This window comes from Terrirubrum flagellatum (genome assembly GCF_022059845.1).
GTDB classification, from domain to species: Bacteria; Pseudomonadota; Alphaproteobacteria; order Rhizobiales; family Beijerinckiaceae; genus Terrirubrum; species Terrirubrum flagellatum.
This window is the reverse complement of record NZ_CP091851.1, coordinates 3,171,930-3,197,639: the sequence shown is the minus strand read 5'-3', so window position 1 is coordinate 3,197,639 and position 25,710 is coordinate 3,171,930. Positions and strand designations below refer to the sequence as shown.

General features: G+C 60.8%; 23 protein-coding genes. 17 read left to right on the top strand and 6 right to left on the bottom strand.

Annotated features, from left to right (window positions below):
• Window positions 1–7: 7 nt before the first annotated feature.
• A complete protein-coding gene (locus L8F45_RS15450; RefSeq protein ID WP_342358769.1) occupies window positions 8–2,359 on the bottom strand; it encodes a molybdopterin guanine dinucleotide-containing S/N-oxide reductase in 2,352 nt (783 codons plus the stop codon).
• Between the two features lie 49 nt (window positions 2,360–2,408).
• Window positions 2,409–3,602, bottom strand: coding sequence for a M20/M25/M40 family metallo-hydrolase (locus tag L8F45_RS15445; protein WP_342358768.1), 1,194 nt, complete (start codon window positions 3,600–3,602; stop codon window positions 2,409–2,411).
• Between the two features lie 295 nt (window positions 3,603–3,897).
• Between L8F45_RS15445 and L8F45_RS15440 the strand changes: the two genes are divergently transcribed.
• The 5 genes from L8F45_RS15440 (at window position 3,898) to L8F45_RS15420 (ending at window position 9,780) form a co-directional block, all read left to right on the top strand.
• Window positions 3,898–5,034 carry a M24 family metallopeptidase gene (locus L8F45_RS15440; RefSeq protein ID WP_342358767.1) on the top strand — a complete coding sequence of 379 codons (1,137 nt, stop codon included), beginning with the start codon at window positions 3,898–3,900 and terminating at the stop codon, window positions 5,032–5,034.
• Window positions 5,035–5,273: 239 nt separating this feature from the next.
• A complete protein-coding gene (locus L8F45_RS15435) occupies window positions 5,274–6,416 on the top strand; it encodes a M24 family metallopeptidase (protein ID WP_342358766.1) in 1,143 nt (380 codons plus the stop codon).
• A gap of 14 nt (window positions 6,417–6,430) precedes the next feature.
• On the top strand, window positions 6,431–7,921 hold the full coding sequence (locus tag L8F45_RS15430; protein WP_342358765.1) for an ABC transporter substrate-binding protein: 1,491 nt from the start codon (window positions 6,431–6,433) through the stop codon (window positions 7,919–7,921).
• Entirely contained in the window at window positions 7,922–8,836 is a 915-nt protein-coding gene (locus L8F45_RS15425) for an ABC transporter permease (RefSeq protein ID WP_342358764.1), read from the top strand.
• Window positions 8,833–9,780 (top strand): ABC transporter permease, encoded by a 948-nt coding sequence (locus L8F45_RS15420; RefSeq protein ID WP_342358763.1) that lies wholly within the window; start codon window positions 8,833–8,835, stop codon window positions 9,778–9,780. The genes L8F45_RS15425 and L8F45_RS15420 overlap by 4 nt, the downstream gene beginning before the upstream one ends.
• Here L8F45_RS15420 and L8F45_RS15415 read toward each other — a convergent pair.
• From L8F45_RS15415 to L8F45_RS15405, 3 genes are read right to left on the bottom strand one after another with little or no spacing between them, the layout of a single operon-like run.
• Window positions 9,664–10,590 carry a LysR family transcriptional regulator gene (locus L8F45_RS15415; RefSeq protein ID WP_342358762.1) on the bottom strand — a complete coding sequence of 309 codons (927 nt, stop codon included), beginning with the start codon at window positions 10,588–10,590 and terminating at the stop codon, window positions 9,664–9,666. The two genes, L8F45_RS15420 and L8F45_RS15415, sit on opposite strands and share 117 nt — an antisense overlap.
• Before the next feature lie 32 nt (window positions 10,591–10,622).
• Entirely contained in the window at window positions 10,623–11,621 is a 999-nt protein-coding gene (locus L8F45_RS15410; protein ID WP_425329926.1) for an ABC transporter ATP-binding protein, read from the bottom strand.
• Window positions 11,614–12,633 carry an ABC transporter ATP-binding protein gene (locus L8F45_RS15405; RefSeq protein ID WP_342358761.1) on the bottom strand — a complete coding sequence of 340 codons (1,020 nt, stop codon included), beginning with the start codon at window positions 12,631–12,633 and terminating at the stop codon, window positions 11,614–11,616. The genes L8F45_RS15410 and L8F45_RS15405 overlap by 8 nt, the downstream gene beginning before the upstream one ends.
• A gap of 225 nt (window positions 12,634–12,858) precedes the next feature.
• On the opposite strand from L8F45_RS15405, the gene L8F45_RS15400 reads away from it, so the two are divergent.
• The 3 genes from L8F45_RS15400 to L8F45_RS15390 all read left to right on the top strand — a co-directional run bounded on the left by L8F45_RS15400 (window position 12,859) and on the right by L8F45_RS15390 (window position 16,347).
• Window positions 12,859–14,436: an ABC transporter substrate-binding protein gene (locus L8F45_RS15400; protein ID WP_342358760.1), complete on the top strand. Its 1,578-nt coding sequence runs from the start codon at window positions 12,859–12,861 to the stop codon at window positions 14,434–14,436.
• A 19-nt stretch (window positions 14,437–14,455) separates the two neighbouring features.
• Window positions 14,456–15,433 carry an ABC transporter permease gene (locus tag L8F45_RS15395; protein WP_342358759.1) on the top strand — a complete coding sequence of 326 codons (978 nt, stop codon included), beginning with the start codon at window positions 14,456–14,458 and terminating at the stop codon, window positions 15,431–15,433.
• 65 nt (window positions 15,434–15,498) lie between these two features.
• Window positions 15,499–16,347, top strand: a complete 849-nt coding sequence (locus L8F45_RS15390; RefSeq protein WP_342358758.1) for an ABC transporter permease — start codon at window positions 15,499–15,501, stop codon at window positions 16,345–16,347.
• 129 nt (window positions 16,348–16,476) lie between these two features.
• Here the strand turns inward: L8F45_RS15390 and L8F45_RS15385 are convergent, their stop codons facing one another.
• The gene (locus L8F45_RS15385; protein ID WP_342358757.1) at window positions 16,477–17,598 is read right to left on the bottom strand and encodes a mandelate racemase/muconate lactonizing enzyme family protein; all 1,122 of its coding nucleotides are present in this window, start codon (window positions 17,596–17,598) and stop codon (window positions 16,477–16,479) included.
• Between the two features lie 124 nt (window positions 17,599–17,722).
• Here L8F45_RS15385 and L8F45_RS15380 point away from each other — a divergent pair, with 124 nt between their 5' ends.
• The 9 genes from L8F45_RS15380 (at window position 17,723) to L8F45_RS15340 (ending at window position 25,698) form a co-directional block, all read left to right on the top strand.
• On the top strand, window positions 17,723–18,406 hold the full coding sequence (locus L8F45_RS15380) for a GntR family transcriptional regulator (RefSeq protein ID WP_342358756.1): 684 nt from the start codon (window positions 17,723–17,725) through the stop codon (window positions 18,404–18,406).
• Between the two features lie 40 nt (window positions 18,407–18,446).
• Window positions 18,447–19,118 (top strand): amino acid ABC transporter permease, encoded by a 672-nt coding sequence (locus L8F45_RS15375; protein ID WP_342358755.1) that lies wholly within the window; start codon window positions 18,447–18,449, stop codon window positions 19,116–19,118.
• Window positions 19,119–19,123: 5 nt separating this feature from the next.
• Window positions 19,124–19,792 carry an amino acid ABC transporter permease gene (locus tag L8F45_RS15370; RefSeq protein ID WP_342358754.1) on the top strand — a complete coding sequence of 223 codons (669 nt, stop codon included), beginning with the start codon at window positions 19,124–19,126 and terminating at the stop codon, window positions 19,790–19,792.
• Window positions 19,793–19,802: 10 nt separating this feature from the next.
• Window positions 19,803–20,588, top strand: coding sequence for a transporter substrate-binding domain-containing protein (locus L8F45_RS15365; protein WP_342358753.1), 786 nt, complete (start codon window positions 19,803–19,805; stop codon window positions 20,586–20,588).
• A gap of 33 nt (window positions 20,589–20,621) precedes the next feature.
• Window positions 20,622–21,272, top strand: a complete 651-nt coding sequence (locus L8F45_RS15360; protein WP_342358752.1) for an RraA family protein — start codon at window positions 20,622–20,624, stop codon at window positions 21,270–21,272.
• 10 nt (window positions 21,273–21,282) lie between these two features.
• Complete coding sequence (locus L8F45_RS15355) at window positions 21,283–22,392, top strand: enolase C-terminal domain-like protein (RefSeq protein WP_342358751.1); 1,110 nt, start codon at window positions 21,283–21,285, stop codon at window positions 22,390–22,392.
• Between the two features lie 2 nt (window positions 22,393–22,394).
• The gene (locus tag L8F45_RS15350; protein ID WP_342358750.1) at window positions 22,395–23,426 is read left to right on the top strand and encodes a zinc-binding alcohol dehydrogenase family protein; all 1,032 of its coding nucleotides are present in this window, start codon (window positions 22,395–22,397) and stop codon (window positions 23,424–23,426) included.
• Entirely contained in the window at window positions 23,410–24,195 is a 786-nt protein-coding gene (locus L8F45_RS15345; protein ID WP_342358749.1) for an SDR family NAD(P)-dependent oxidoreductase, read from the top strand. Before L8F45_RS15350 ends, L8F45_RS15345 begins: the two co-directional genes overlap by 17 nt.
• Before the next feature lie 669 nt (window positions 24,196–24,864).
• The gene (locus tag L8F45_RS15340; protein ID WP_342358748.1) at window positions 24,865–25,698 is read left to right on the top strand and encodes a sensor histidine kinase; all 834 of its coding nucleotides are present in this window, start codon (window positions 24,865–24,867) and stop codon (window positions 25,696–25,698) included.
• Window positions 25,699–25,710: the final 12 nt, after the last annotated feature.

Below are 25,710 nucleotides of genomic sequence, written 5' to 3'. Positions count from 1 at the left end.
TCTTAAATCACGCGCCGCGAGAAAGCTTCGCTTCGGCCGGCGCGTCATAGGCGCGAATGGGCGGCAGATTTCCGTTGAAGCGCTCGACTTGCACGATCGTGATCTGGCCGGTGCAGCCTTGCGCCAGATTCGACGTCCCGATGTCTCGCGTGAGCACGTTGGGATTGCCATGCACGCAAAGCGACATGTCTTCGTCGGGATCTTCCGGGTCATACCAGGCGCCGGTCGGCAATTGCACGACGCCGCGGCGGATATCGTCGGCGACACGAACGGCGGCGAGGCAAGCTCCGCGATCATTGAACAGGCGAATGATGTCGCCGTCCTTGATGCCGCGAATGGCGGCGTCGTCGGGATGCATGCGCGCGACTTCGCGGCCGCGTTGCTTGGCGTCGGCGCTGTGGCCGCCGAAATCGAGCTGGCTGTGCAGGCGCGTCGCCGGCTGATTGGCGACGAGAAAGAATGGCGAGCGCTGGTTCGGAGCTTCGACGCGGGGAAACCATGCGGGATGGCCGAGGCAGTCTGGCTCGTTGAAGCTTGCGATGGTTTCGGAGAAAATCTCGATCCGGCCGCTGGGCGTCGATAGCGGATAAGCAGAAGGATCCTCGCGGAAGCGTCGCAATACGCCGCCGTCGTCGGGCGCTTGCGGCAATCTGAGTTCGCCCGCTTGCCAGAATTCCTCGAAGCTCGGCGCCGGCGCGCCCTGCTTGTCGAGCGCGGCGCGCGTGGGCTCATACAGATATTCCAGCCATTGGCGCGTCGTGCGCCCTTCGGTGAAAGCTTCAGTCGCGCCGAGCCTCGCCGCGAGGTCCGAGAAGATCGCGTAATCGTCGCGCGCTTCGCCATAAGGGGCGACCACCTGCTGCATCGCCACCATCAGCGGATCGTTGGCGCTGTAGCCGATGTCCTCGCGCTCGAGCGTCATCGTGCAGGGCAGCACGAAATCCGCATGGCGCGCTGTCGCCGTCCACGCAAGTTCATGCACGACGAGCGTGTCGACGCGCGCAAACGCTTTGCGCAGGCGGTTGAGGTCCTGGTGATGATGGAAGGGATTCCCGCCCGCCCAATAGACGAGGCGGATATCGGGATAGACGCGCGTCTGCCCGTTATAGCGATAGGAATCGCCGGGGTTGAGCAGCATGTCGGCGATGCGCGCGACCGGGATAAAGTCGGCGACGCCGTTGCGGCCTTGCGACAAGGTTGGGCCAGGGGCCGCGTTGGCGCGGCGGCCGTAATAGCCGATCGCCCCAAGCGCATAGGCGTAACCGCCGCCCGGCAGCCCGATCTGTCCGAGCGTCGAAGCCAGCGCAGCCGCCGCCCAGACCGGCTGTTCGCCATATTCCGCGCGTTGCAGCGAATGCGCGACAACGATGAGGCTTCGACGACCATGAAGCCGCCGCGCCAGGACCCGGATGTCATCCGCTGCAAGGCCACAGATCGACGCCGCCCAGGCCGCGTCCTTCGGCTGCCCGTCGTTCTCGCCAAGCAGATAGCGTTCGAAGATCGGCCAGCCGACTGTGTATCGCTCGAGAAAGGCGCGATCGTGCCGGCCTTCGATGACCAGGGTGTGGATCAGCGCCAGCATCAGCGCCGTGTCTGTTCCGGGTATGCTGGGAATCCACTCGGCGCCGGCTTCTTCAGGCATGTCGCCGCGCAGCGGACTGACGAGCACGAATTCGCAGCCGCGTTGGCGCGCGCGATCCATCGCGCCGCGCTCGACATGCTCGCTAATGCTCCCGCCGGCGACCATGCTGTTCTTGAGCGCCATGCCGCCGAATGCGAGCACGATGTCGGAATGCTCGACGATCTGCTCCCAGGACACGTTTCGGCGCGTCATATCCTCTGGCGCGCACATGATGTGCGGCAGCAGCACTGATGAGGCGCCGGAGCTGTAGCTGTTGACCGAGCGGACATAGCCGCCCATCGCCGTGTTCAGGAAGCGGTGAATCTGGCTCTGCGCGTGATGGAATCGGCCAGCGCTCGCCCATCCGTAGGAACCGCCGAAAACGGCGCCTGGCCCATGCTCGGAGCGAACGCGGGCGAGCTCCTTGCCGAGAAGATCAAGCGCTTCCTCCCAGGACAGGGGCACGAACTCGTCGCGGCCCCGGCGCGAGTCGGGGCCGGGCCCGCGCTCCAGCCAGCCGCGACGAACCATAGGGCGCGCGATGCGCGCCTGATGGCGCAGCGCGCTCGGAAAATTCTCGATGACGCGGTTGGGATCGGGATCGACCGGATGGGGCCGGACATCGAGCTGGCCTTCGCGCCAGCGCGCCGAAAAAGCGCCCCAGTGCGAGGTGTGCGAACGGAAACCGTCGCGCCGCTGCTCGTCATCAAGGCCCGCATTCCCGGTCGCTACATCCATCAAACGACTCCCGACATGACAGCGCGCCGATGATATCAACGCAACCAATTCATCGCATTGTTGCGAGCTGCACTGCAAGCGCGCAGGCCCGATCATACTCGTCGAGATTGATCCATTCGTCGATTGTGTGCGGCTCGTTCTGCCCCGCTCCGAAAGTCACGGTCGGAACTCCGTGGCGGACCATCCAGTTCGCGTCGAGGCCGCCATTCGCTGCACGAATATCAGGCGTTCCGCCGATGGCGGACACAGCTGCGATCGCGCGCTTAACGACCGGCAGGCTCTCCTTCATGCGGAACGGATAATAGCTGGTTTCGGCCTTGAACTTGACGCGGCCCGATTTGCCCTCGCTGTTCTTGACCCGCTTTGCAGCTTTCTCGAACGCTGTCTTGTAGGCTTTGGTGATCTCCTTGAAGAATTTCGCATCGTGGCTGCGGCTTTCTCCGAGCACATGCACATAGTCGGTGACGACGTTGGTCGCGTCTCCAGCCGGCCGACCTTCGCCGCCTGTGACGGGGCCGACATTGCTCGTGCCTCGCAGCTTGCGCTTCACGACTTTGCCAAACCAGCCGCCGGACTTCACCTCGGCGAGCGCGAGTGCAAGAATCATGGTCGAACTGATCCCGCGCTCCGGCGCAACGCCGGCGTGGGAGGCGCGGCCGAAGATTTCGACCTGCCAGCGATCTGCGCCGACGGCGCCGATAGTGACATTGGAGGCGGAACCGCCATCATAATTGAAGGCCATGACGGGCGAGCCGAGGTCCTGCGTCCTGACGTGGCGCGCGCCCCAGAGCCCGCTCTCCTCGCGCACGCAGAACAAGAGCGTAATCGGCGGATGGTCGAGCTTCTGCTTCGCCAGCTCCGCCGCCAGAGTCACGAGAACGCCACAGCCGCAACGGTTGTCGCCGCCAAGCGCCGTCTTCACTTCGTTGACGATCTTGCGGCCAGCGAGCTTAGGCTTAGCTCCGGCGCATAGGGGCACGGTGTCCATGTGGGTCATGAACATGATCCGCGGCTGATTATGCAGCGCGCCGCGACCGGGCAGATCGACGACGAGGTTGCCGGTCTCGGTCGGCACGGGAATGCGCGTATTGGCGTCGTCGAGACGGATCGCATCGGCGGGCACGCCGTTTTCTTGCAGCATCACAGCGAGCTCACGCCCTATCGCCGCTTCCTTTCCAGTCACGCCCTCGATAGCGAGCAGGCGCATGAGGCGGTCAGTGGCGGCTTGAGCATCGACGGACATCACATATCCTTTGGGCGAGTTGTGCTGGCGAGCATCCTTCGTGGCGGGCGGTTTCGCAAGTTTCCCAAGACGATCCGGTGGGCGCGCGACCGCCGAACTTCGAGAAGCGCACGCTTGTTCACCAGAGCAACGAGCATTGGCGTCGTTTTTGAGCGCGGCGGGTTGAGCCGCGAATGAGCGGACAGAAAGGTCCTCCGCTCCAGGATTGCAGATTCGGCATCGCGCTGAGCGAATAATCGCGCTTGTCGGCATCGGTCCGGTTTGATGACATTTGTCTGACGCAAGCGAGAGCCCGATGAAAGCCAAGAAATCGATGTCCGACGCGATCGGGGATCTGCCTCGCCTGAGGTCGGCGATCGAGAAAAGCGAGTTCGACGCAGTCGTTGTCGTTTCGCCCGAGAATGTTCGCTATATGGGCGATGTTCATATCGCGACCCAGGCGACTCTCCGCGATCGTCTCGCCTTCATCATCTGGGCGAAGGGGCGCGATCCGATTGCGCTGGTCTGCTTTGTCGAGCAGGCCTATGTCGCGCAGGAAAGCTGGATCTCAGATATTCGCAGCTATCGCGAGTTCGTCACCGATCCCGTCGACGCGCTTGCAGAGATTCTGCGGGAATTGAAACTCGAGCGCGGCCACATAGGCCTCGAAATCGATTACCTCCCGGCGCGCTCGTTCAATCAGCTTACGGCCGCCCTGCCGCAGATGAAAGTGAGCAAGGCGGAGGGCCTGCTCACGCGTGTCCGGATGGTCAAGACGCCGCGCGAGCGCGAGCGCCTCACCGACGCCTATCAGAGCACCGAGAAGGCGTTTCTCGCGACCTACGGCATGATCCAGCCAAACGACACTGAGCGTCTGATGGCGATCCGGCTGGCGGAGAATATCCTCATTTCCGGCGCCGACTCCGTCGCGTTCAACCATATCAACGCAGGCCCGAACACCGGCTTTCCGCACGCGACGCCAGGAGACTATCGCGTGCAGAAGGGCGATATCGTCAAAGCTGACTCAGGCGGCTCCTACGGCGAATATTATTCGAATCTCGGCCGCACCGCGAAACTCGGAAAGCTCACTGACGAGGACAAGTCCTATTGGAGTCGGTTGCGCGAGATTCATCACGCGGTGGCCGACATGCTTCGGCCGGGAAACACAGGCCGCATGCTTTATGAGAAGGCGAAAGAGCTGCAGACAAGGGCGGGCATGGAGTTCCCATACTCCCATAACGGTCACGGCATCGGCCTTGTTCTCCACGAGCGGCCCTATGTGAACGCCTTCGAGGATATTCCCTACGAAGCGGGCATGATGAGCACGATCGAGACGCGCATCCGTTGGCCGGGAAAAGTTGGCTATCACATGGAGGATCTCTACGAGATCACCGCAAGCGGCTCCGTCCGCAGGTCGATCGTCTTTCCCAATGAAGAGATTTTCGTGATCTGACCGGGCGCAGGATTCGTGATCTGACCGGGCGCAGGAGGAGGGGCCTTGATGTTGTTCGCCAGACAAATCCCCGCCTCGCCGCGCTTCGCCTTTCCGTCTGAAATGGCCGGCGCGCGCTCCAATCTTTCGCGGCCATGGCCTTCGCGCATGGCGGCAGCCTTGCGCGTTGTTGATGAACGCCGCGTCAGAGTTGTGGGCCACGCCCCATCCCGTCATCCATCAGGCAAGGAGACTCTTTGATGAGCAAGGCGATTTCGAAAGAGCCGCAGCTTCGCGCGCTGGCGGATCGACTCGGCGTCGATGCGCTCGTGCTGATGAGCCCCGAAAATTTCGCATATGGATCGGGCCTGCATATCCTGACGGTGAACATGATCCGGCCCCGGCAGGCGTTTCTCATCATTCCAAAGAAGGGCGATCCCGAGCTCGTCATCTGCAGCATCGAGTTGTCGCTGGCGAAGGCGGATGGTTGGGTCGAGACGATCCATACTTACACCGAGTTCGTCGATCACCCCATGGACGTTCTCGCAAAGCGGCTGTCGGCGCTCGGCGTTGGCGAGGGCAGGATCGGCCTCGACACTGATTTCCTTCCTTACAGCTCCTATGAGCGGCTGGCGAAGAATCTTCCGAAATTGAAGATCGAGAATACAACGGAGGCCGTCTCGTCGGTGCGCGCCATCAAGACGCGCGGCGAGATCGCCCATGTCGAATGGGCGACGCGCGGCACCCATCAGGCGGTAATCGACGGCATGGCGCAGAGCAAGCTGGGCGACAGCGAGCGCGACATGTGCCTGAAGATCGCGAGCGGCATTATCCGCAATGGCGCGGATGGCACAGCCTTCCTCTGCTTCGCCAGCGGCGATCGCACGCCCCAGTCGCATGCCATGGCGAGCGATCGCGTGCCCAGGGAAGGCGAGATCATCCGCTTTGATCTCGGCGGCGCTTATGGGTCCTACTACAGCGACTTCGCCCGCACCTACTCCACGGGCAATCCGTCGGCGATGCAGCGCCAGACCCATGCGGTGCTCGTCAGGATTCAGCGCGCGGTGATCGAGGCGGTGCGCCCCGGCATTGCAGCGGAAGATCTCTACTTTTTAACGCTTGGCGAATTCAAGAAGCACAACGTGCCTTTCACGATGCCACATATCGGGCACAGCTTTGGCGTCGAGCTTCATGAGACGCCGATGCTGAGGCCGGGGGAGAAGACGAAGATCCAGGCCGGAATGATCCTGAATATCGAGCCGACGACGTCGGACGGAGAAGGCTCGAAGTATCATACGGAAGATCTGGTTGAAGTGACGGACAAGGGCTACCGGCTGATGACTCTCGGTCTGGCGCCCGAAGAATTGCCCGTCATTGGCCAGCCGCTTCCAGCAACCACTTGAAGCGGGGGACAATCATGCGAAAGCTTATTCCATTCGCCGCTGCGCTTCTCTCGGCAGCCGCCATCGTCTCAGCACGGGCCGCCGAAAAAACGCTTGTGGTTGCCGCCTCGGTGTTTCCACAGTCGCTCCAGACGGGCCAGAGCTCTTTCGCTTCGCTCAGCCTCCTTGAACAGACAAACGAATCCCTTGTCGGCCGCGACAATGCCGGCGCGCTCCATCCCGGGCTTGCCGAGAAGTGGGAAGCCGTCAACGACACCACATGGCGTTTTCATCTGCGCAAAGGCGTGAAGTGGCACGACGGCAAGCCTTTCACCGCGGCTGACGTGGTGTTCACGATCAATCGCATTGTCGATCCTCAGGTCGGATATGGATTGCTTGCGCGCATCGGGCAGGTCTCGGGAGCTACGGTCGTCGACGATTATACCGTGGATGTGAAGACGAAAGTCGTCTTTCCCACGCTTGTGCGCGGCATGTCCGACATCATCATCGAACCCAAGCACTATTATGAACAGGTGGGCGCGCAGGGCGTCATCAAGAAGCCGCTGGGAACCGGGCCTTTCATCTTCCAATCCTACACGCCGGGAGATCGTTACGAACTTAAGGCCAATCCCGACTATTGGGGCGGCGCGCCGAAATTCGACAAGCTGGTCATCCGCGAAATCCCCGAAGCCGCGACGCGGGTCGCGTCCCTTCTCGCCGGCGAGACGCAGATCATCGAGGAAGTCCCGATCGACCTGATCGACCAGGTGAACACTTCAGGGCGCGCGAAGATCGATGAGATCCCGACTTCGGCCGGGCTGATCCTGACCTATGATGTGCGCAAGCCGCCTTTCGACAATCCGAAAGTGCGCGAGGCGCTGGATTACGCGATCGACAAGCCAACCATCCTCAAGGAAATCCTGAAGGGCCATGGCGAATTGCTGCAGGGCCAGTTGCTGACGAGTTCGGCGCTCGGATTCGATCCCTCGCTGAAGGCGCGCCCCTTCGATCCTGCAAAAGCCAGGAAGATGCTGCAGGAGGCCGGCTATAACTTCAGCACGCAGGTGCCGATTACGACGCAATCGGGGAAATATGTCTCCGACGTCGATATGTGCAACGTGATCGCCGGCATGTTGAACGAGGTCGGCGTCAAGGCGACGGTGAATGTCGTCGAAGGCGGCGTCTATTCCAAGATATCGATCGCGAACGAACTTGGCCCGCTCTCTATGGTCGCCTGGTATAATCTTGGCGATGCGGATTTTGCTTCGGTCTGGTTCACCAAGGGCGGCAAAAGGACGGTCTGGGTGAATGACGACTATGAGAAGTTCTTCGCGATGGGCCGCTCGACCAACGACGAGGCGGAACGCGTCAAGGCCTATCACCAGATGAGCGGCGTGATGTTCGAGGAGAATCCGGCCATTTTCCTGTTCGGTTTGCCGAGCGTCTATGCGGCGAGCACGAAAATTGCAGGGTTCGGCGCGGCGTCAGACAAGGTGCTGAGGTTATCAAAGGTTGAACTGAAATAGATGTTGAGGCTCATTGCTCGCAGGCTGGCGTTCGCGCCGCTCACCTTGCTGCTCGTCAGCTTCGTGTGCTTCCTTGTCCTGCGGGTGACGGGCAACCCGGTCGACATCTATCTCGACATCAACCGAACGCCGGAACAGGTGGCGGCGCTGACCGAGCGCCTCCATCTCGATCGCCCGCTTCTGATCCAGTATCTGATTTATCTTCGCGATGTGGCTCAGGGGAATTTCGGCGACTCCCTGCAATATGGCGGACCTGCGATTGATGCGGTGCTGACGGCGATCGGCCCGACGGTCCAGCTTCTGACCGTCGCCTTGTCTTTGGCCGTCGTGCTGGGCGTGATCGGCGGACTCATCGCGGCGATCCAGCGCGACAAGCTTGCCGATGCGATCCTCTCTTCGCTGGCGGTGACCGGGCAATCCATGCCCAGCTTCTGGCTCGGAATCCTCCTCATCCAGTTCTTCGCGCTGAAGCTGCAGTGGCTGCCAACGTCAGGTCGTGGCGAATGGCGGCACGTCGTTCTCCCGGCGATCACTCTGGCGACGATCCTGCTGCCGAATTTCCTTCTCGTCACGCGCGCCGCCATCATCGATCTCATGAGCGAGCAATTCGTGGTGACCGCGCGCGCGAAGGGCCTGTCGCCGCTGCATATCCTGATGCGGCATCTGTTTCCGAACGCGCTCAATCCCCTGCTGAGTTTCCTCGGCATCCAGGTCGGAACGCTCATGGCGGGATCGATTATCACCGAGAGCATCTTCGCCTGGCCCGGCCTTGGCCGGCTCATGGTGAGCGCCGTGTTTCATCGCGATGCGCCCGTGGTGCTGGCGGCCGTTTTCTTCGTCAGCCTGACGATCGTGCTGGCGAGTCTTATCGTCGACATTCTGCAAGGCGTCGTCGATCCGCGGATCAGGCAATGATCGGCATGTTCTCGAAGAGCAATCCCAAGCTCTGGATCGGCGGCGGCTTCGTGCTGGCGATCGTGTTTGTCGCCGTCTTCGCCGACTGGATCGCGCCTTATGATCCCTACAAGCAGAATCTGGTGCGGCGCCTGCGTCCGCCATTCTGGATGAGCGGGGGATCGACGCTGAACCTGCTTGGCACCGACAATTACGGCCGCGATCTCCTGTCGCGACTGATCTATGGCTCGCGCATTTCGCTGATGGTTGGCGTCGCCTCCATGTGCCTGTCCTGTCTGATCGGACTCGTGGCCGGCGTGGTCGCTGGCTATCGTGGCGGTCGCGCGGAACAGATTATCATGCGCCTCGCGGACGCGCATATGGCGCTGCCGGATGTGCTTCTTGCGATCCTGATCGTCGCGGCGATTGGCGGCGGCGCGTTCAACCTCATTCTCGTTCTTGGCGTCTCGCGCTGGATGATCTATGCGCGCGTGATCTTCGGCCTTGCCCGGTCGATGAAGCAGCGGACCTTTGTCGAAGCCGCCGCCGCCTATGGCGCCAGCGACTTTTATATCATCCTGCGCCACATCATTCCGCAGATGATTCCCGTGCTGACGGTGCTGGCGACGCTGCAGGTCGCGCAGATGATCCTTCAGGAGACCGCTCTGTCGTTTCTCGGCCTCGGCGTCCCGCCGCCCGCCGCGACGTGGGGCAATATTCTGGCGGAGGGACGCGACCGGCTGTTCGTCGCTCCATGGATTGCAGACTCGGCCGGCGTCGCGATCATTGTCCTCGTGCTTGCGATCAATCTGTTCGGCACGGGTCTGCGCGAATATTTCGATCCACGGTCAGCGTCCCCGGCCGGCGATCTGGGCGCGAAAACGGGGGGATTGAAGCTCGCTGTGAAAAAGCTTCAGGAACTTGTCGGCGGCCACCGAAAGGCGTCTCCCCGAGAGGCCGAATAGCACGATCTTGCCCTGGCCCAGCAGGCGGTCTCTCAACGGCACCTGATGCAGGCGGCCCTCGCGCACGAGGTCGGCGACCGAGATATGGGCGAGGATCGCGACAAGGTCGGATTCGAGCGCCATTCGCACGCGCATCTGCACCGAGCTGGTTTCCACAGCGGCGCGGAGCTTGACACCCGCTTCACGAGCCGCACGGAAAATCAGTTCGCCTGTCGCGGAGCTTGGCAGGGGAAGCGCAAGCGGCGCGCCGTCGAGATCGCCAAGCGACATGCGCTTGCGCGACGCCAGCGGATGCGTCGGCGCCATCGCTGCGACAATGCGTTCCGGGATCTCGTGAAAGCGCGTGACTTCGGCGTCGAGCGCGGGATTGAACGCAATGCCGAAGTCGACATGACCGTCGCGCACGTCATTCACCACAGCGCTGGTTGTTCCGAGCTTCACAATAATGTTGACGCCCGGATAGCGCCTGCGGAAATCGCAGATGCAATCGGGCAGGGCCATTTGCATGAAAGCCTCCGGCGCAGCGATTCGGATCGTGCCGCGATAGAGACCTTGCAACGCGCTGACTTCACTGCGCAGCCGATCGAATTCGCCGACGCCCTGCCTGGCGTAAGTCAGGAACAACTCGCCGGCTGAAGTGAGTCTGATGCCGCGCGGCAGGCGTTCGAGGAGAGGCGCTCCCAATTCATTCTCAAGATTCATGATCTGCCGGCTGAGAGCGGATTGCGAGATATGAAGGAGATCGCCCGCCGCGCGAAGAGATTTCTGTTCAGCGACAGCGATGAAATAACGGAGAGCGTTAGGATTCATGGAAGCGGTGCTTCAATTCAAAATTTCATCCTTCACAGCTTGATGCATGCGGCGAAATGGTCAACGCCGACTTGCAGCAAGCGCGGTGAAATTGTCCGGCATTCCTCCGATGCGATCGGGCAGCGCGTGCGGAAGACACAGCCTTCCGGCGGATTAATGGGGCTCGGAATATCGCCTCTCAAAATAGTTCTTTTGCGCTTTCTCGTTGGATCTGGCGTCGGGGCGGCGGACAACAGGGCTTTTGTGTAGGGGTGCTTTGGATCGCGATAGATATCACGGGCTTTGGCGATCTCCATGATCTTGCCCAAATACATGACGGCGACGCGGTCAGAGATATACTCGACGATCGCCAGATCGTGGGAAATGAACAGCATCGCCAGCCCGAGACTCTTTCGAAGTTCCTGCAGCAGATTGATGATTTGCGCACGAACCGAGACGTCCAGCGCCGACACGGCTTCATCGGCGACGATAAACTGAGGTTTGACGGAAAGAGCTCTCGCTATTCCTATCCTTTGCCGTTGACCGCCGGAAAACTCGTGAGGATATCGATCAAGATAGGCCGCCGGGAGGCCGACAAGCGAGACGAGCTCGCGCAGCCTGGGCTCGCGTTCACGTCCTGGAGACATGCCATGGATGTTCAGCGACTGGGAAAGCGTCTCGCGAACTGTCAGGCGGGGATTGAGGCTGGCATAAGGGTCCTGAAAAACCACCTGCATGGATTTTCGCACCGCGCGCATCTCGGCGGAATCGAGTTTGTGAATATTCCGCCCTTTGAAGCGAACCTCCCCTGCCGTCGCATCTTCAAGGCGCAGCACGCAACGGCCGACAGAGGTCTTGCCGGAGCCGGATTCGCCAACCAGTCCCAGAACCTCGCCGGGCTGAATCTGGAAAGACACATCTTGAACGGCTTTCAGCTCCGCGCGTGAGCTGAAAAGAAATCCGCGGCGAATGTGATAAGTTTTGGATAGATGATCGACATCGAGCAGCGCGCCATGCTCGCCTGCACCGACCCTCCCGTTTGAACTAGTCACGGCGGTCGGGCGCTATTGACGCCGGCGCAATCTCTCTCCAGCGCAGGCATCGAACGAAATGCCCTGGTTCACACTCCTCGAAATCTGGCGGGGCCAGCGAACAGGCCGAAGCCCGGTGGGAGCACCGCGGATGAAACACGCACCCTCCCGGCAAATGGAGCGGATCAGGCATCGCGCCCGGTATGCCTTCAAGTCTCCGCTCTGCTGCGATAGCGTCTGCTACGCGCGGAACGGAATTGAGCAATCCGCGAGTGTAGGGCATGCGCGGCCGCAGGAAGATGTCTTCCACGGCGGCTTCCTCCACCGCACGCCCTGCATACATCACAACAACGCGATCGGCGATTTCGGCTACGACGCCGAGATCGTGTGTGACAAACAGGATTGACATCCCATATTCTCGCTGCAGGTCGCCGAGGAGCTCGAGAATCTGAGCCTGAATGGTGACGTCCAACGCCGTTGTCGGTTCGTCCGCGATCAGAAGCTTTGGCCGGCAGCACAACGCCATCGCGATCATGACGCGCTGACGCATCCCTCCGGACAATTGGTGGGGAAAGGCGTCAGCGCGGCGTTTCGGGTCCGGGATTCCTACCCGCTCGAGCATCTCGACGGCATGGCGTCTTGCCGCCGAACGAGACCGCGTGTCGTGCAGAAGGATGGCTTCGACGATCTGATCGCCAACGCTGTGGACCGGGTTGAGGCTCGTCATCGGCTCCTGGAAAATCATGGCGATTTCGCCGCCGCGAACTCGGCGCATCTCTTCAGGCGACTTGAGCAAGAGATTTTGCCCATCCAGCCAGATCTCGCCCGAGGCGATAAAGCCGGGATAGCCGACAAGTCGCATGATAGACAGGCTGGCGACAGATTTGCCGGATCCTGACTCCCCAACGAGCGCTAGTGTTTCACCCACGTCGATCGATAAGGAGAGGCTGTCGACAGCGCGGGCCACGCCACGATCCGTCCTGAAGCAGGTCGTGAGATTTTGGATATCAAGGCGGACCGGCCCCTTGCTCATGAGCGCGGTTGAACTCCTGAGATGACAGCGAACCCCGTCAGCCTGTCGTCTGGCCTCGTGACGAAAAACAGCCTCGGTTGGTTGATATGCCTGCTAGCCAACCGGATGCATCCGGTGTTGAATAGTCGATACGCCCTGACGCTCGCGTATGATTGTTGATATCCATTTCCCGCGCAAGCTGTTTCGGACCGAGTGGCGTCAGAGACGTGCAGGACGGGGGCTCTGATGACTGAACTCAACAGCTTGGCTTGTCGGATCGGTTTGGCCGCGCTCGGCCTTCTCGGGCTGTGCGAGACGTCTTTGGCGCAACGTCCCGATGCGCGAACTGCCGTGGTCGCATATGGATCGGACGCGAGCACGCTGGATCCCCAGCAAATCAATTCGCGCGACACCCAGAACATCGCGGATCACGTCTGGATGTCGCTCTATGAAATCGACGATGATGGCAAGCTGGTGCCTTATTTTGCGGAGTCTTTTTCAGAATCGCCTGATGGGAAACAGCTCACATTCAAAATCCGGGCGGGAATGAAGTGCCATGACGGGTCGCCCATGAGCGCCGAGGATGTCGCATACACTTTCAAGAGAGCGCGCGATCCGGCGAACAAGCTCGTGGGAAGCACGCCCGGTTTCGTCTTGACATCCCTTGGGTACAAGAACGCAAGCGCGCCCGATCCGACGACGGCTGTCATTGAGATCGACCAATATAATCCGATCGCGCTTGGGCTGATCAGCGAGGTGAAAATCCTTTGCAAGGCCGCCTATGAGAGGATGACCATCGATCAGGCCGGGCAAAAGCCTGTGGGGACGGGTCCCTACCGTTTTGCCGAATGGATCAAGTCCGATCGGATCGTGATCGAGAAAGTTCCGGATTTTCCACTCCGCAAGGCGAGCTTCGATCGTATCGTCTGGCGAGTCGTGCCTGAGGCCTCGACGCGAGCGGCCGAGCTGATGGCGCGAAATGTCGATATTATCACGAATGTTGCTCCCGATCAGATCGATACGATCAACAGAAGCGGCGGCGCCAAGGTGCAGTCTGTGGCGGGCACTCGTCGTATGTATGTCGGATTCAATTTCAAGCCTGTCTTCAACACGCCGGGCGGTCTTGCGGTGCGCAAGGCGGAGGTCCGGCGCGCCTTACAGTATGCGATCGATGTCCCGACGATTTGCGAGCAGCTCCTGCGCGCGCCTTGCAAGCGCGCTACGGGGTTGGTGAACCCTCCGAACGACAATCCTGATCTGAAGCCTTATCCATACGATCCAGCCATGGCGGAGAAGCTCCTCGACGCCGCAGGATACCCTCGAAAGGCCGACGGCGTTCGCTTTGACATGAAGTTGCAAGGTCCGAACGGGCGCTATCTGAACGACAAGAACGTGATGCTCGCGATTGGGCAGTATCTGACCGACATCGGCGTGAAAACCGATGTCGAAATACTCGATTGGGCGTCCGTCTATCTGCCGCTGACCCGCGCCAAGAAGGAGGCCGGGCCGATGTTCTTCCTGGGAACCGGAGGGGGCACCTGGAGCGCGCTTTACGACATGGCCGACCTTTCTGCGCCCGATGCAATCACGAATCCGATGAATTGGGATGATCCGAAGTGGTTCTCGCGATGGGCGGAGCTCAACCGGAAGCAACCCGAAAGCGAGCAGCGTCGTGTCGTGAACGAGATGCTGAAGGTCTTTTATGATGAAAGTCCCTGGCTGCTCCTTTATTTTCAGCCCGATTTCTACGGAGTGAGCGACAGGTTGAACTGGCGGGCGCGGCGTGACGAAAGAATTAATTTGGTGAGCGCGACCGCGAAGTAGCCGCCGGAGTCGATGCTGAGTGTTGGTCTATGTGCTCAGGCGGCTGTCGCAATCGGTCGCCGTCTTGATCGGCGTGACGCTTATCACCTTCCTCGCGCTTCATGTGGGCGGTGATCCGACCTATCTGTTTGTCGGCGAGCGCGCCACGCCTCAAGATATCGAGATGGCGAGGCAGGCCCTCGGTTTCGACAAGCCGCTCTACGTCCAGTATCTCAACTTCGCATGGAAACTTGTACAGGGAGACATGGGGCAATCCCTCACTTACAAGTCGAACGCGCTTGGAGTCGTTGTCGAGCATCTCCCCGCGACAATCGAGCTCACGATGGCCGCATTCGCCTTTGCAACGATCTTCGCAATTCCACTGGGCGTGTTTGCCGCTCTCAAGCGCGGCACCGGAATCGACGGCGCGGTTATGACATTTGCCATGATCGGGCAGTCGATGCCGAGCTTCTGGCTCGGCATCATGATGATCATCTTTTTTGGCTTGTTTTTGAACTGGCTTCCGATCTCCGGCCATACTCCATTGTTGGCGCCGCTCTTGGCCGGCGATCTCGTGACAGCGATCCACAATACGCCGGAAGCGCTCGTCCATCTCATCATGCCGGCGGCGACGGTCGGTCTTTTTTCGCTTTCTCGAAATGCACGCCTTATCCGATCCTCGATGCTGGAGGTGCTTGGCCTCGACTTTGTGCGGACGGCGCGCGCCAAGGGGCAAACTGAAAAAGGAGTGGTCCTCAATCACGCCCTTCGCAATGCCTGGTTGCCGGTGATCACCATTCTCGGGTTGGAATTCGGCTTCATGCTAAGTGGGGTGGTGGTCGTGGAGACAATCTTCTCGTGGCCCGGCGTCGGACGTCTTGTTTTCAACGCCATTGGCCAGCGGGACATTCCGGTCGTTCAGGCGGCGGTGGTGCTGTTTTCGTTCGCCTTCGTCGCGATCAATCTCTGCGTTGACATGCTTTATGCCCGGCTCGATCCGAGGGTGCGTCTCCGTTGACAATCGATGGTCACACGGAAGAATCCGGCGGGCTCCAGGCGCGTCGCAGCTCACTGCAAAGGGCCGTGCGCAGCCTGCTGCGAGCCAGATGGCCGATCGCTGCGCTGTTGATCCTTGGGATTGTTGGATTCGCTGCGAGTTTCGGCCCTTTGGTGGCGCCACGCGATCCGAACCGTCAAAACATCATCCTGCGGCTACGCCCTCCCATGTCGACCGACGCGCGGGGCGGGACGACATACATTCTTGGGGCTGACGCGTTAGGCCGTGACGTCCTGTCGAGGCTCATCTATGGCGCGCGGACATCGATCGTCGTCGGCCTGTCTGCTGTTGTGATTGGCGGCGTTCTCGGAGCAGCGCTCGGTCTTGTCGCCGGCTATGTCGGGGGCTGGCTGGACGATTTTATCATGCGCGCCGCGGACATCCAGCTCGCCTTTCCCGCAATTCTGCTCGCCATCATGTTTCTGGTTGTGCTCGGGCCGGGGCTCGTCAATCTGGCGATTGTTTTAGGCATCGGGCAATGGGTCACCTATGCGCGCGTGTCTCGCGCGCAGACCATCAATCAGCGGGAGAAGGAATATGTCGAAGCGGCTCGCGCGCTTGGCCAGTCGATCTGGGGGATTCTTTTTCTCACGATCCTGCCGAATATTCTGTCGCCTCTGATCGTCATCGCCTCATTCAACATAGCAGGCGTCATTCTCTCGGAAGCGGCGCTTTCGTTCCTCGGGCTCGGCGTTCCCCCCACAATTCCAACCTGGGGTGGAATGCTGGCGGAAAGTCGTGATCAACTGATCGCAGGGCGATGGTGGCTCGCAATCTTTCCTGGCGTCGCAATCATGCTCACGGTTCTGGCTTTCAATATTTTGGGCGATTGGCTCCGTGATTTTCTCGACCCTCGCTTGAGGATAGCGAGCTAGGTTAGCCGCCGGTTCGTCGAGGCGAGCGCGGGCTGGGAATATTTTTGGGCGCGCCCGCGCGCCACAACCAGCGCACGCCTGAGAGGCGCTACGGCAAGGCTATGTCTGTTTGATGTATGCGAAAATTCGTCAGCCCGTCACGCTCTTGCCGAATTTCGCAAAGGAATCCTGCAACGGTGTGGCGCCTGCGCCCGGCCGGGAGGGGAGGTTGAAAACGCCATCCTTCACGTCAGCGGGCTCCTCGAAGTGATCCTTGATCCACGGAATATATTCGAGAATCGACGAGGCCGGGTGCGAATAGGAGAGGTGAACATGCACCTGGCTCATTTCGCCTGCATGGGGCGCCACAGGCAGCCGATGCGACAACGCGAGATCAGCGACCTGCAGATATTCGGTGATCCCGCCGAGTCTTGTGACGTCGGGCTGGACATAGTGGATGGCGCCGGCGTCGACAAAGCTGCGAAAGGCGTCGAGCGTATAAAGCTGTTCGCCAAGCGCCACGGGAATTGACGAGCTGCGCGCCAGCGTCGCGTGACTTCCGACATCATCGTACCAGAGCGGCTCTTCAAACCAGAAGATGTCGAGATCTGCGGCGCGCGCGCAGAAGCGCAAACAATTGGGCAAGTCCCATTTGCCGTTGCCGTCGATCGCCATGCCGACATTTGCGCCGATCGCCCGCCGCACTGCCTCCAGCCGCGCGATGTCGACGTTGGGATCGTCATGGCCGACCTTGACCTTGATGCGCCTGAATCCCTCTGCTTCGACAGCGCGGCGGCAATTCTCGACGAGCTGCTCGCACGTAAACGAGAGCCAGCCGACATCGGTGTTGTAGGCTTCAAGCGCATCAGTGTTGCGCCCGCCGAGATATTTCCAGAGCGGAAGCAGGGCTTTCTTCGCCGCAAGATCCCATAGCGCGACATCGATCGCCGCCAGCGCGAGATGCGTGATGCCGGCGCGGCCGACCCATTGTATCGCCGGAAATCTCGCCAGCTTCTTCCAGAGACGCGTCCGCTCGGTCGCATCCTCGCCGATGAGAAGCGGCGCATAGCAGTCGCTGATGCAACTGGTGATGAGCCGATCCGACGGCAGATGGGCGTGCGTGCCGGTAAAGCCGAAGCCTTCGAGGCCGCCCTCAGTGCGCACGCGCGCGCCCACGACGCCCCAATGCGTGATGCTGTGGGTCGAATCCGAAATCGAAGCCTGCGTCAGCGGGAGGTGAAGGATGAAGGGTTCGACGGCGATGATGCGCATAAGACTATCTTCCTCCCATTGGGGTGATCTTGCTTCCATGAGTAGGGCAGCGTGGGCAAGCGCTCAATAAAAAATTTTTTATTTTATATCTTGTATTGCTTCGAGCGATCGGAAATGGTGGGCCATGTCCAAAGTCGTCCTCGCGACCCTGGCCGAGCAGGCCTATCGCGAACTTCGCCTGCGCATTCTTTCGGGCCAGCTCGTTGGCGGGCGGCGCCTGCTGCCTGAAGAGCTGGCGCTGGAGCTTTCGATCAGTCCGACGCCGATCAAGGAGGCGCTCCTGCGGCTTGAGGCCGACGGGCTCGTGGTGTCGCCACTGCGAAAAGGCGCTGTTGTGCGTCGCTTCACCATCGCGGACGTCGAAGAGCTTTACGAAGCGCGGATGCTGATCGAACTGAACGCGCTCGATCGCCTCTTCCGGATTGGCGGGGTGACTGCGGAGCTTCTCGCCAATATGCGGCGCTCGCTGGAGCAGCATGCGCTTTACGCGAGCCGCCACAACCTCGACGATCTCACGACGGCGCTCGCGCATGACCGCGAATTTCATCAGCAGATCATGTATGCGGCGGGAAACTTGCTGATCTCGGACTGGCATCAGCGAATCCTCGGCCAGACCCATACGGTTTTCGTCTATGTCGCCGGCGAATACGCCGACTCCGTCGATCAGCATCGCGAGGTGCTCGACGCCATGGCGGCCGGATCGCAAGAGAAGAGCCTTGAAGCGCTTCGTCATCATCTGGCGCGCAGCCGCGAGAAGACGCTCTCCAACGTGAAGCGAATGCAAAACACAGAATCTGTGGCGCCCTGAGCCGGGCGATCGCAGGCGTAAATTCTCCGGGAGGAGCTGTTTGTTCTATCTCGATTTCTCAGGCGCTTTCGCTCGCTGGGGCGTGTTCATGCATGGCGGCGTGTTCACGATCATTCTGGCCATCATTGCGACGCTTCTGGGCTCTTTGATCGGCGTCGTCGGCGCGGCGGCCAGAATGTCCGCCTTCGCGCCGGCCCGTCTCGCAGCATTCGGCTATGTCGAAATCATCCGCAACACGCCGTTTCTTATTCAGATTTACGTTATCTATTTCGGATTGCCTGCCGTTGGATTCCGCCTTGAACCCTGGCCGGCCGCGATCATTGCGCTGTCGCTTTATGCGGGCGCCTATATCACCGAGATCGTGCGCGCCGGCGTCGGCAGCGTCGCGAAAGGGCAGGTGGAGGCGGCGCGAACGCTTGGCCTGTCGCCTTATCTGACATTCCGACTCGTCATTCTGAGGCCCGCGCTCGCGGCGGTCTATCCCGCCCTCACAAGTCAGTTCATTCTGATTATGCTTGCATCGAGCATCGTCTCCACGATTTCGATTCCGGAGCTGACTGGCGTCGCCAACGATGTCCAGGGCCTGACTTTCCGGAGCTTCGAGGCGTTTCTTCTCGTCGCCGCGATCTATCTCGTGCTGACGGCGGCGTTCAAAGGTGCATTCGCGGCGATCGACCGCGTGGCGTTCGCGTTCCGGCATGTCGGACGCTGACGTCGATGTTCCAGACATTCTCGTTCTATCACGTCGGTTTTCTCGCGCAGGCGGCGACCTGGACGCTGCTTCTGTCTATGATCGCGCTTGTGAGCGGAGGTCTTTTCGGCGCGATTGTCGCGCTCGCCCGCGTCTCGCCGTTCGCGCCGCTGCGATGGATCACGAGCGCCTATATCTATGTGGTTCAGGGCACGCCCCTGCTTGTTCTGCTGTTTCTCGCTTATTTCGGCGTCGCTCTCGCAGGCTACGATGTTCCCGCGCTTGTCGCCGCCGCTTTCGCCTTCACGATTTATGCCGCGGCGTTTCTCGCCGAGATCTGGCGCGGCTGCATCGAGGCGATCGGAACCGGACAGTGGGAAGGCGCCAAGGCGCTTGGCCTTTCCTGGTCGCGCACCATGAGGCTCGTCATTGTTCCCCAAGCGATGCGATTGGCGGTGCCGCCAACAGTCGGCTTCTTCGTTCAACTGGTGAAGAACACCGCGCTCGCGTCAGTCATCGGCTTCGTCGAACTCACGCGCGCCGGGCAGATCGTCGCCAACTCCACCTTTCAGCCGCTCAGCGTCTATCTGACCGTCGGCGCGATGTATTTCGTGATCTGTTCGATCCTGTCCTTCGTCAGCCGCCAGCTCGACGCTCGCATCACCGTCAATGCCGCATCAACCGCGGCGCATTAGGGAGGAAAGCATGTTGAGAATGATTGCAAGACTTGCGTTCGGCGCGGCCATTGCAGCGACAAGCGTCGCCGCCGCCACGGCTCAGAACCTGCTCGACGACATCATCAAGCGGGGCGCGATCAATGTCGGCGTCGGGCTCGGCACGCCGCCTTACGGGCTGATGGACGACAAGATGCAGCCGCAGGGTTATGACGTCGAACTCGCTCGCATGATCGCGCGCGACCTCGGCGTGAAGATCAATCTCGTCGACACCGTCGCATCAAACCGCATTCCGAATCTCACGAGCGGCAAGCTCGATATCGTCATCTACTCTTTCTCGATCACGGCGGAGCGAGCGAAAGCGATCGCGTTCACGAACACCGTTTTTGTCGATCAGCAGGTGATGCTTGCGCCGAAGGACAAGACGATGCCGGCGATCGCTGATCTCAAGGGCAAGAAAGTCGGCGTCACGCGCGCCACCACCAACGATATCGCCATGACCAGGAATGCGGTCGAAGGCACGATCATTCAGCGCTACGATGACGACGCGTCAACGACGCAGGCGCTTCTTGCCGGCCAGGTCGACGGCATCGTGACCAGCGCCGCTCTCGCGGCCGCGGTCAGCGGCCGCAATCCCAATCTCGAGACGAAATTCGTGGTTGCGTCAGCGCCTATGGGCATCGGCCTCAAGCGCGGTGAGCACGACATGCTGCATTGGCTCAACACCGAAATCTTCATGCTCTGGACGACCGGCGAGTTGCAGGCGCTGCAGCAGAAATGGATGGGCGCGGTGAACAAGGAACTGCCGCGCTTCTGAACCGGGTGGTCTTCGCGAAGAATGGAGCGGACAATGACCGATGAGCGCACGGCTCGCCTTGCGGGCTGCTACACCGGAGTCGTGCATGACGTCATGCGCGCGATGGGGTTGCGGGATTTTACGCTGCCTTCGGCGCTGCGCCCTATTCTTCCTGACGAACCCATGGCCGGACCCGCCTTCACCATCGACGGGAAAGTCGACCCGAAGGCGGATCCCCATCAAACTCTCCTGGAGTGGACGGGGCTGCTTTCCAAAGCCAAGCCCGGCCACATCTGGGTGTCGCAGCCCAACGATCGCGTCGTCGCCAATATGGGCGAGCTCTCGGCGGAGACGCTGAAGAACAAGGGCGTGCTCGGATGCGTCATCGACGGCTTTGTGCGCGACGTGAAATTCCTGCTCGACATGCGGTTTCAAGCCTGGGCGACGGGCTTCACGCCGCGCGACATCGTCGGTTACTGGCTGCCGCGCGCGATTGAAGTCGATATCAAGATCGGCGACGTCGTCGTCGCTCCGGGCGACTACATGATCGGCGATCGCGACGGCCTTATCCGCGTGCCCAAAGCGCATATCGACGATGTCATCGCCGAAGCGGAGAAAGCGATCGCGACCGAGAACAAGGTTCGCACGGCGATTCTTGCGGGCGTCGATCCGCAAGAAGCCTATTTGCAGCACGGTAAATTCTGACGGGCGCGCCATGAAGATATCGGAGATCGAGGTCCGCTGCTGCCGTCGCACGCCGGACCATTTTGACGCCGGCGCGTTCCGGACGGGCGATTTCGGGAATTTTGAATATCTGGTCATCACGATGAAGACGGATGACGGGCTGTCCGCTTCGACATTCGGGTTCGCGGGCCGATCGGCTGAAGGCGCAGGCAAATTGATTGCGGATACGCTGCGGCCCTTCATGCTCGGTCGCGATCCCTGCGACCGCGAAAAAGCATGGCATGAATTCCGCACCGCGGATCGCTGGTGGGGGCATCTGCCGATCTACGGCTATGGCCCCTTCGATGTCTGTCTCTGGCTGCTGTCCGCCGAGGCGGCTGGGCAGCCGCTTTACAAATATCTCGGCGGCTATCGCGAGCGCGTGCCGGTCTATGGCAGCTCGATGATTCTCGGAAAGCCGTCCGACTATGCGGACGAAGCTCTGCGCGCGAAGCGCGAAGGTCTGAAAGCCTACAAACTGCACACGCCGGGCGGCGACATCGCGCAAGATCTCGAAGCGCATCGGCTGGCGCGCGAAGCCGTTGGTCCCGATTTCAAGCTTATGTCCGATCCCGTATCGGTCTATAATCTCGACGAGGCGATCCGCTTCGGTCGCGAGCTCGAACGGCTCAACTATTACTGGTATGAAGAGCCGCTCTATGACGAAGATATGCATTCGCTGCGCGAACTTGCGAGAACGCTGGAAATCCCGCTGGTCGGAACCGAGGTGCTCGCGAAGCATCCCTACAGTATCGCCGAATGCATCTCGACGCGCGTCGTCGATCGCGTGCGCGCCGACGTTTCCTGGACCGGCGGCGTCACCGGCGTCATGAAGACGGCGCGGCTCGCCGAAGCTTTCGGCGTCAATTGCGAGGTTCACACCTCGATCTTTCACCCCCTCGAAATCGTCAATCTTCATTGCTGCGCGGCGATCAAGAATTGCGACTTCTTCGAGCTGCTTTACCCGATCGAAGGTTTCAACTTCGGCCTGAAGCAGCCGCTGCCCATCGTCGACGGTGTTGCGACGCCGCCATCGAAGCCCGGACTTGGCGTCGATCTCGATTGGGACGACATCGATCGCTGCACAGTGAAGATGGTGTGATCATGCGAGCCCTGAGCATCGATGGCCCGTCGCGGCTTTCGTTCCGTGAGATTCCGGAGCCCAGCCCGCGCTCCGGCGAAGCGATGATCGAGATCGCCTATATCGGCTATTGCGGCTCCGACCTGAACAGCTTTCGCGGCCTCAATCCTCTCGTCAGTTATCCCCGTATTCCCGGTCACGAGATATCTGGCATGATCGCGGCGTTGGGTGAGGGCGCGCCCGGCCATCTCGCGGTCGGGCAGAGCGTGACGATCCTGCCTTACTTTAATTGTGGCGCGTGCAACGCATGCCGGCTCGGACGGCCCAACGCATGCAAGAACAACGAGACCATGGGAGTGCAGCGCGAGGGGGCGCTTGCGCGCTTCGTTTGTGTTCCCTGCGAGAAGGTGATTCCAGTCGATGGAATGCGCCAGCGCGACCTTGCTCTGGTGGAGCCGCTGGCTGTGGGATTCCACGCGGTCGCCCGCGCCGATGTGGCGAAAGGCGAGCGGGTGGTCGTTCTGGGATGCGGCGTGATCGGGTTGGGCGCTCTGCTTGGCGCGAAGCGGCGCGGCGCGGAAACCCTCGTCGTGGATGTCAGCGCGGCGAAGCTCGAACGCGCGCTCGCGCTTGGCGCCGATGTGGCTGTGGATGCATCGCGCGAAGATGTGGCGGCGGCGGTTGCAAAATTCGGCGGCGCGATGGGTCCGCAAGCGGTGATCGAGGCGGTCGGCGCGACGCAGACTTTCCAGCAGGCGATCGACCTCGTCGCCTCTTGCGGGCGCGTCGTCTATGTCGGCTACGCCAAGGAGAAGGTGGCCTACGAGACGCGCTTCTTCCTGATGAAAGAGATCGATATCCGCGGCTCCCGCGGCTCGACGCGAGAAGACTTCGAACATGTGATCGATTATCTCCGATCGCATTCCGGCGCCGGCGACGTCATCATTTCCCGGATCGCTTCATTCGACGAAGCGCCGCAGGCGATGATCGATTGGGATCGAGATCCCGGGGCTTTCACGAAAGTCATGATCGAGCTCGATGGACGTCATGGATAGCAATGGCGCGCTTGCGTCGGCCTTTGGGCTAGCAGGTCATCACGCGCTAATCACCGGCGGCGGCAGCGGGCTTGGCCTTGCGACGGCGCGATGCTTCATCGCGGCCGGCGCGCGAGTGACTGTTGTCGGGACAAACGAGGAAAAGCTGCGGCGCGCGGCGCTCGACCTCGGCTCCAGCGCGACATTCGCGCCCTTCGATGTCACGCACACCAGCGCTGCTGTGGCGTTCGCCGCTTCGATCGAGGAAAAATTCGGACCCATCAGCATTCTCGTCAACAATGCCGGATCAACCGTCAAGAAGCCGTTGGCGGAGATGGAGCAAGGCGACTTTGACGGCGTGATGGCGACGCATGTGAGCGGCGCCTTCGCTCTCACTCGCGCTTTCGCGCCGCAAATCGCGAAGTCGGGAAAAGGATCAATTCTGTTCACCGCGTCCATGGCGTCCTTTCTCGGCATTCCCGAAATTGCGGGATATTCTGCGGCGAAAGCAGCCTATGTCGGCCTCGTCAGAAGCTTCGCCGCGGAGCTCGCGAGCAGGAATATTCGTGTGAATGGAGTCGCGCCGGGCTGGATCGATACGGCTGTTTTCCAGAAAGCGACGGCGACCGATCCTGCGCGGCGCGCCAAGATCGAAGGCCGCATTCCGATGAAACGGCTCGGTTCTCCTGACGATATCGGATGGGCGATGACTTATCTCGCCTCGCCAGCCGCCGCTTATGTGAACGGGCACATCCTGATCGTTGATGGTGGAGCGTTGCACGCATTCTAGTTCTTCAGTCTGCAAGAGTGAGATGAATTGGCAGCCTCACGCGTCAGCGTATATTGAGAAAGCCTGTTTTAGGGTTGCGCGAATGGCCGCCATTAACGCGCAGCCAGAGCTGCGCTGCTTTTCGCGCAGATATCACGGGCCTTAATGAAGGGCTCAGGCCGCATACGCCACGAGCCCCCGCGATCAGGCTCCAGCTATTTCGCTTAACCCTGGGGTAGGCGAGTAAAAGCTGCGTCTCGATATCGTGAGGCCGGTAGTTAAACTGAGTCTTTTGAGTCACAGGGGCAAGATTCAGTTCGTTAAGCGATCATTAAGAGATGGACAAATTCGCGGCCTGAGATTCTATTGTTGTTGATTCGGAAAGATGCGGCACGTCGATCCGAGCGCGGCGTTTAGTTTCCTTCACTGGATTCCGAGGTGTGACGCATGACGCGTGGGGGCGCGGCGTGCGAGCCTGCGAACGCAGGTTCGTTTGCAAATCTTGTCGCTTGGTTGAAATTCCCGGCAAGCGTATCCGGCGCCGTTGTTGACGCTTCGCTGCGCGCCAGCGGATGGCTGCTGAGAGGCGTCAGGCCTCTCGCCGTGAGCCTCTCGCAGCGGAAGGAGCGAGCCGGGATCACCGCGCTTGAACGCCAGGAGAGCCAGCGCGAATCTGAGCGCCTCACAATAATGATCGCTGACCTCAAGCGCTCGCGTCAGGCGCTGGAAGCGCAGGCGCAGCAATTCGCGGAGCTCGCCGAACGCTATCTCGAACAGAAGTCCGAAGCCGAAAGCGCCAATCGCGCCAAGCTGAATTTCCTCTCCAATATGAGCCATGAGCTGCGCACGCCGCTCAACGCCATCATCGGATTCTCCGAACTGATGAGCAGCGGCGTGTTCGGTCAGCTTAACGACCGCCATACGCAATATTGCACCCATATCCGCGAGAGCGGCCTCTTCCTGCTGCAATTCGTCGACGACATTCTTGAGATGTCGCGCATCGAGTCCGGACGCCGCGTGCTGCGGCGGAAAGAAACCAGCGTCGATGAATCCATTCAGGAAGCCGTGCTGCGCGTGCAAGGCGACGCCGACGCCAAGCGCGTCGCCCTCGTCTCGGAGCGGCTGGAGAACATCTCTTTTCCAATCGACAGCCTCGCCATCCAGCAGGCGATGTCGCATCTCTTGCAGAACGCCATCAAATTTACGCCGGAAGGCGGGCGCGTCGCGTTGCGCGCGCGCAAGACCGAGAGCGAAGTGCTGCTGTTCGTCGAGGACAGCGGCATCGGCATGGCGCGCGAGGCGCTCGCCAGCCTCGGTCGCCCGTTCGAGCAGGTCGAGAACCATGACAGTAAATCCTATCGCGGCTCGGGCCTCGGCCTCGCGATTGCGCGCTCGCTGATCGAAATGCATGGCGGCACGCTGCGCATCCGCTCGGCGCCCGGCAAGGGAACGATCGTGCGCGTGTGCCTGCCGATGGGTGAAAATCGCAACGACGCCTGGCTGCCCTTGCTCAAGAGCGCTTGAGATCAAGCTGAA

What these genes read in the sequence shown, in the direction of transcription:
- L8F45_RS15415 (WP_342358762.1), bottom strand. Translation starts at nt 10,590, where the DNA reads ATGAATCCTAACGCTCTCCGTTATTTCATCGCTGTCGCTGAACAGAAA.
- L8F45_RS15345 (WP_342358749.1), top strand. Translation starts at nt 23,410, where the DNA reads ATGGACGTCATGGATAGCAATGGCGCGCTTGCGTCGGCCTTTGGGCTA.
- L8F45_RS15400 (WP_342358760.1), top strand. Translation starts at nt 12,859, where the DNA reads ATGACTGAACTCAACAGCTTGGCTTGTCGGATCGGTTTGGCCGCGCTC.
- L8F45_RS15435 (WP_342358766.1), top strand. Translation starts at nt 5,274, where the DNA reads ATGAGCAAGGCGATTTCGAAAGAGCCGCAGCTTCGCGCGCTGGCGGAT.
- L8F45_RS15445 (WP_342358768.1), bottom strand. Translation starts at nt 3,602, where the DNA reads ATGTCCGTCGATGCTCAAGCCGCCACTGACCGCCTCATGCGCCTGCTC.
- L8F45_RS15355 (WP_342358751.1), top strand. Translation starts at nt 21,283, where the DNA reads ATGAAGATATCGGAGATCGAGGTCCGCTGCTGCCGTCGCACGCCGGAC.
- L8F45_RS15430 (WP_342358765.1), top strand. Translation starts at nt 6,431, where the DNA reads ATGCGAAAGCTTATTCCATTCGCCGCTGCGCTTCTCTCGGCAGCCGCC.
- L8F45_RS15440 (WP_342358767.1), top strand. Translation starts at nt 3,898, where the DNA reads ATGAAAGCCAAGAAATCGATGTCCGACGCGATCGGGGATCTGCCTCGC.
- L8F45_RS15370 (WP_342358754.1), top strand. Translation starts at nt 19,124, where the DNA reads ATGTTCCAGACATTCTCGTTCTATCACGTCGGTTTTCTCGCGCAGGCG.
- L8F45_RS15365 (WP_342358753.1), top strand. Translation starts at nt 19,803, where the DNA reads ATGTTGAGAATGATTGCAAGACTTGCGTTCGGCGCGGCCATTGCAGCG.
- L8F45_RS15405 (WP_342358761.1), bottom strand. Translation starts at nt 12,633, where the DNA reads ATGAGCAAGGGGCCGGTCCGCCTTGATATCCAAAATCTCACGACCTGC.
- L8F45_RS15450 (WP_342358769.1), bottom strand. Translation starts at nt 2,359, where the DNA reads ATGGATGTAGCGACCGGGAATGCGGGCCTTGATGACGAGCAGCGGCGC.
- L8F45_RS15340 (WP_342358748.1), top strand. Translation starts at nt 24,865, where the DNA reads ATGATCGCTGACCTCAAGCGCTCGCGTCAGGCGCTGGAAGCGCAGGCG.
- L8F45_RS15420 (WP_342358763.1), top strand. Translation starts at nt 8,833, where the DNA reads ATGATCGGCATGTTCTCGAAGAGCAATCCCAAGCTCTGGATCGGCGGC.
- L8F45_RS15385 (WP_342358757.1), bottom strand. Translation starts at nt 17,598, where the DNA reads ATGCGCATCATCGCCGTCGAACCCTTCATCCTTCACCTCCCGCTGACG.
- L8F45_RS15350 (WP_342358750.1), top strand. Translation starts at nt 22,395, where the DNA reads ATGCGAGCCCTGAGCATCGATGGCCCGTCGCGGCTTTCGTTCCGTGAG.
- L8F45_RS15380 (WP_342358756.1), top strand. Translation starts at nt 17,723, where the DNA reads ATGTCCAAAGTCGTCCTCGCGACCCTGGCCGAGCAGGCCTATCGCGAA.
- L8F45_RS15360 (WP_342358752.1), top strand. Translation starts at nt 20,622, where the DNA reads ATGACCGATGAGCGCACGGCTCGCCTTGCGGGCTGCTACACCGGAGTC.
- L8F45_RS15425 (WP_342358764.1), top strand. Translation starts at nt 7,922, where the DNA reads ATGTTGAGGCTCATTGCTCGCAGGCTGGCGTTCGCGCCGCTCACCTTG.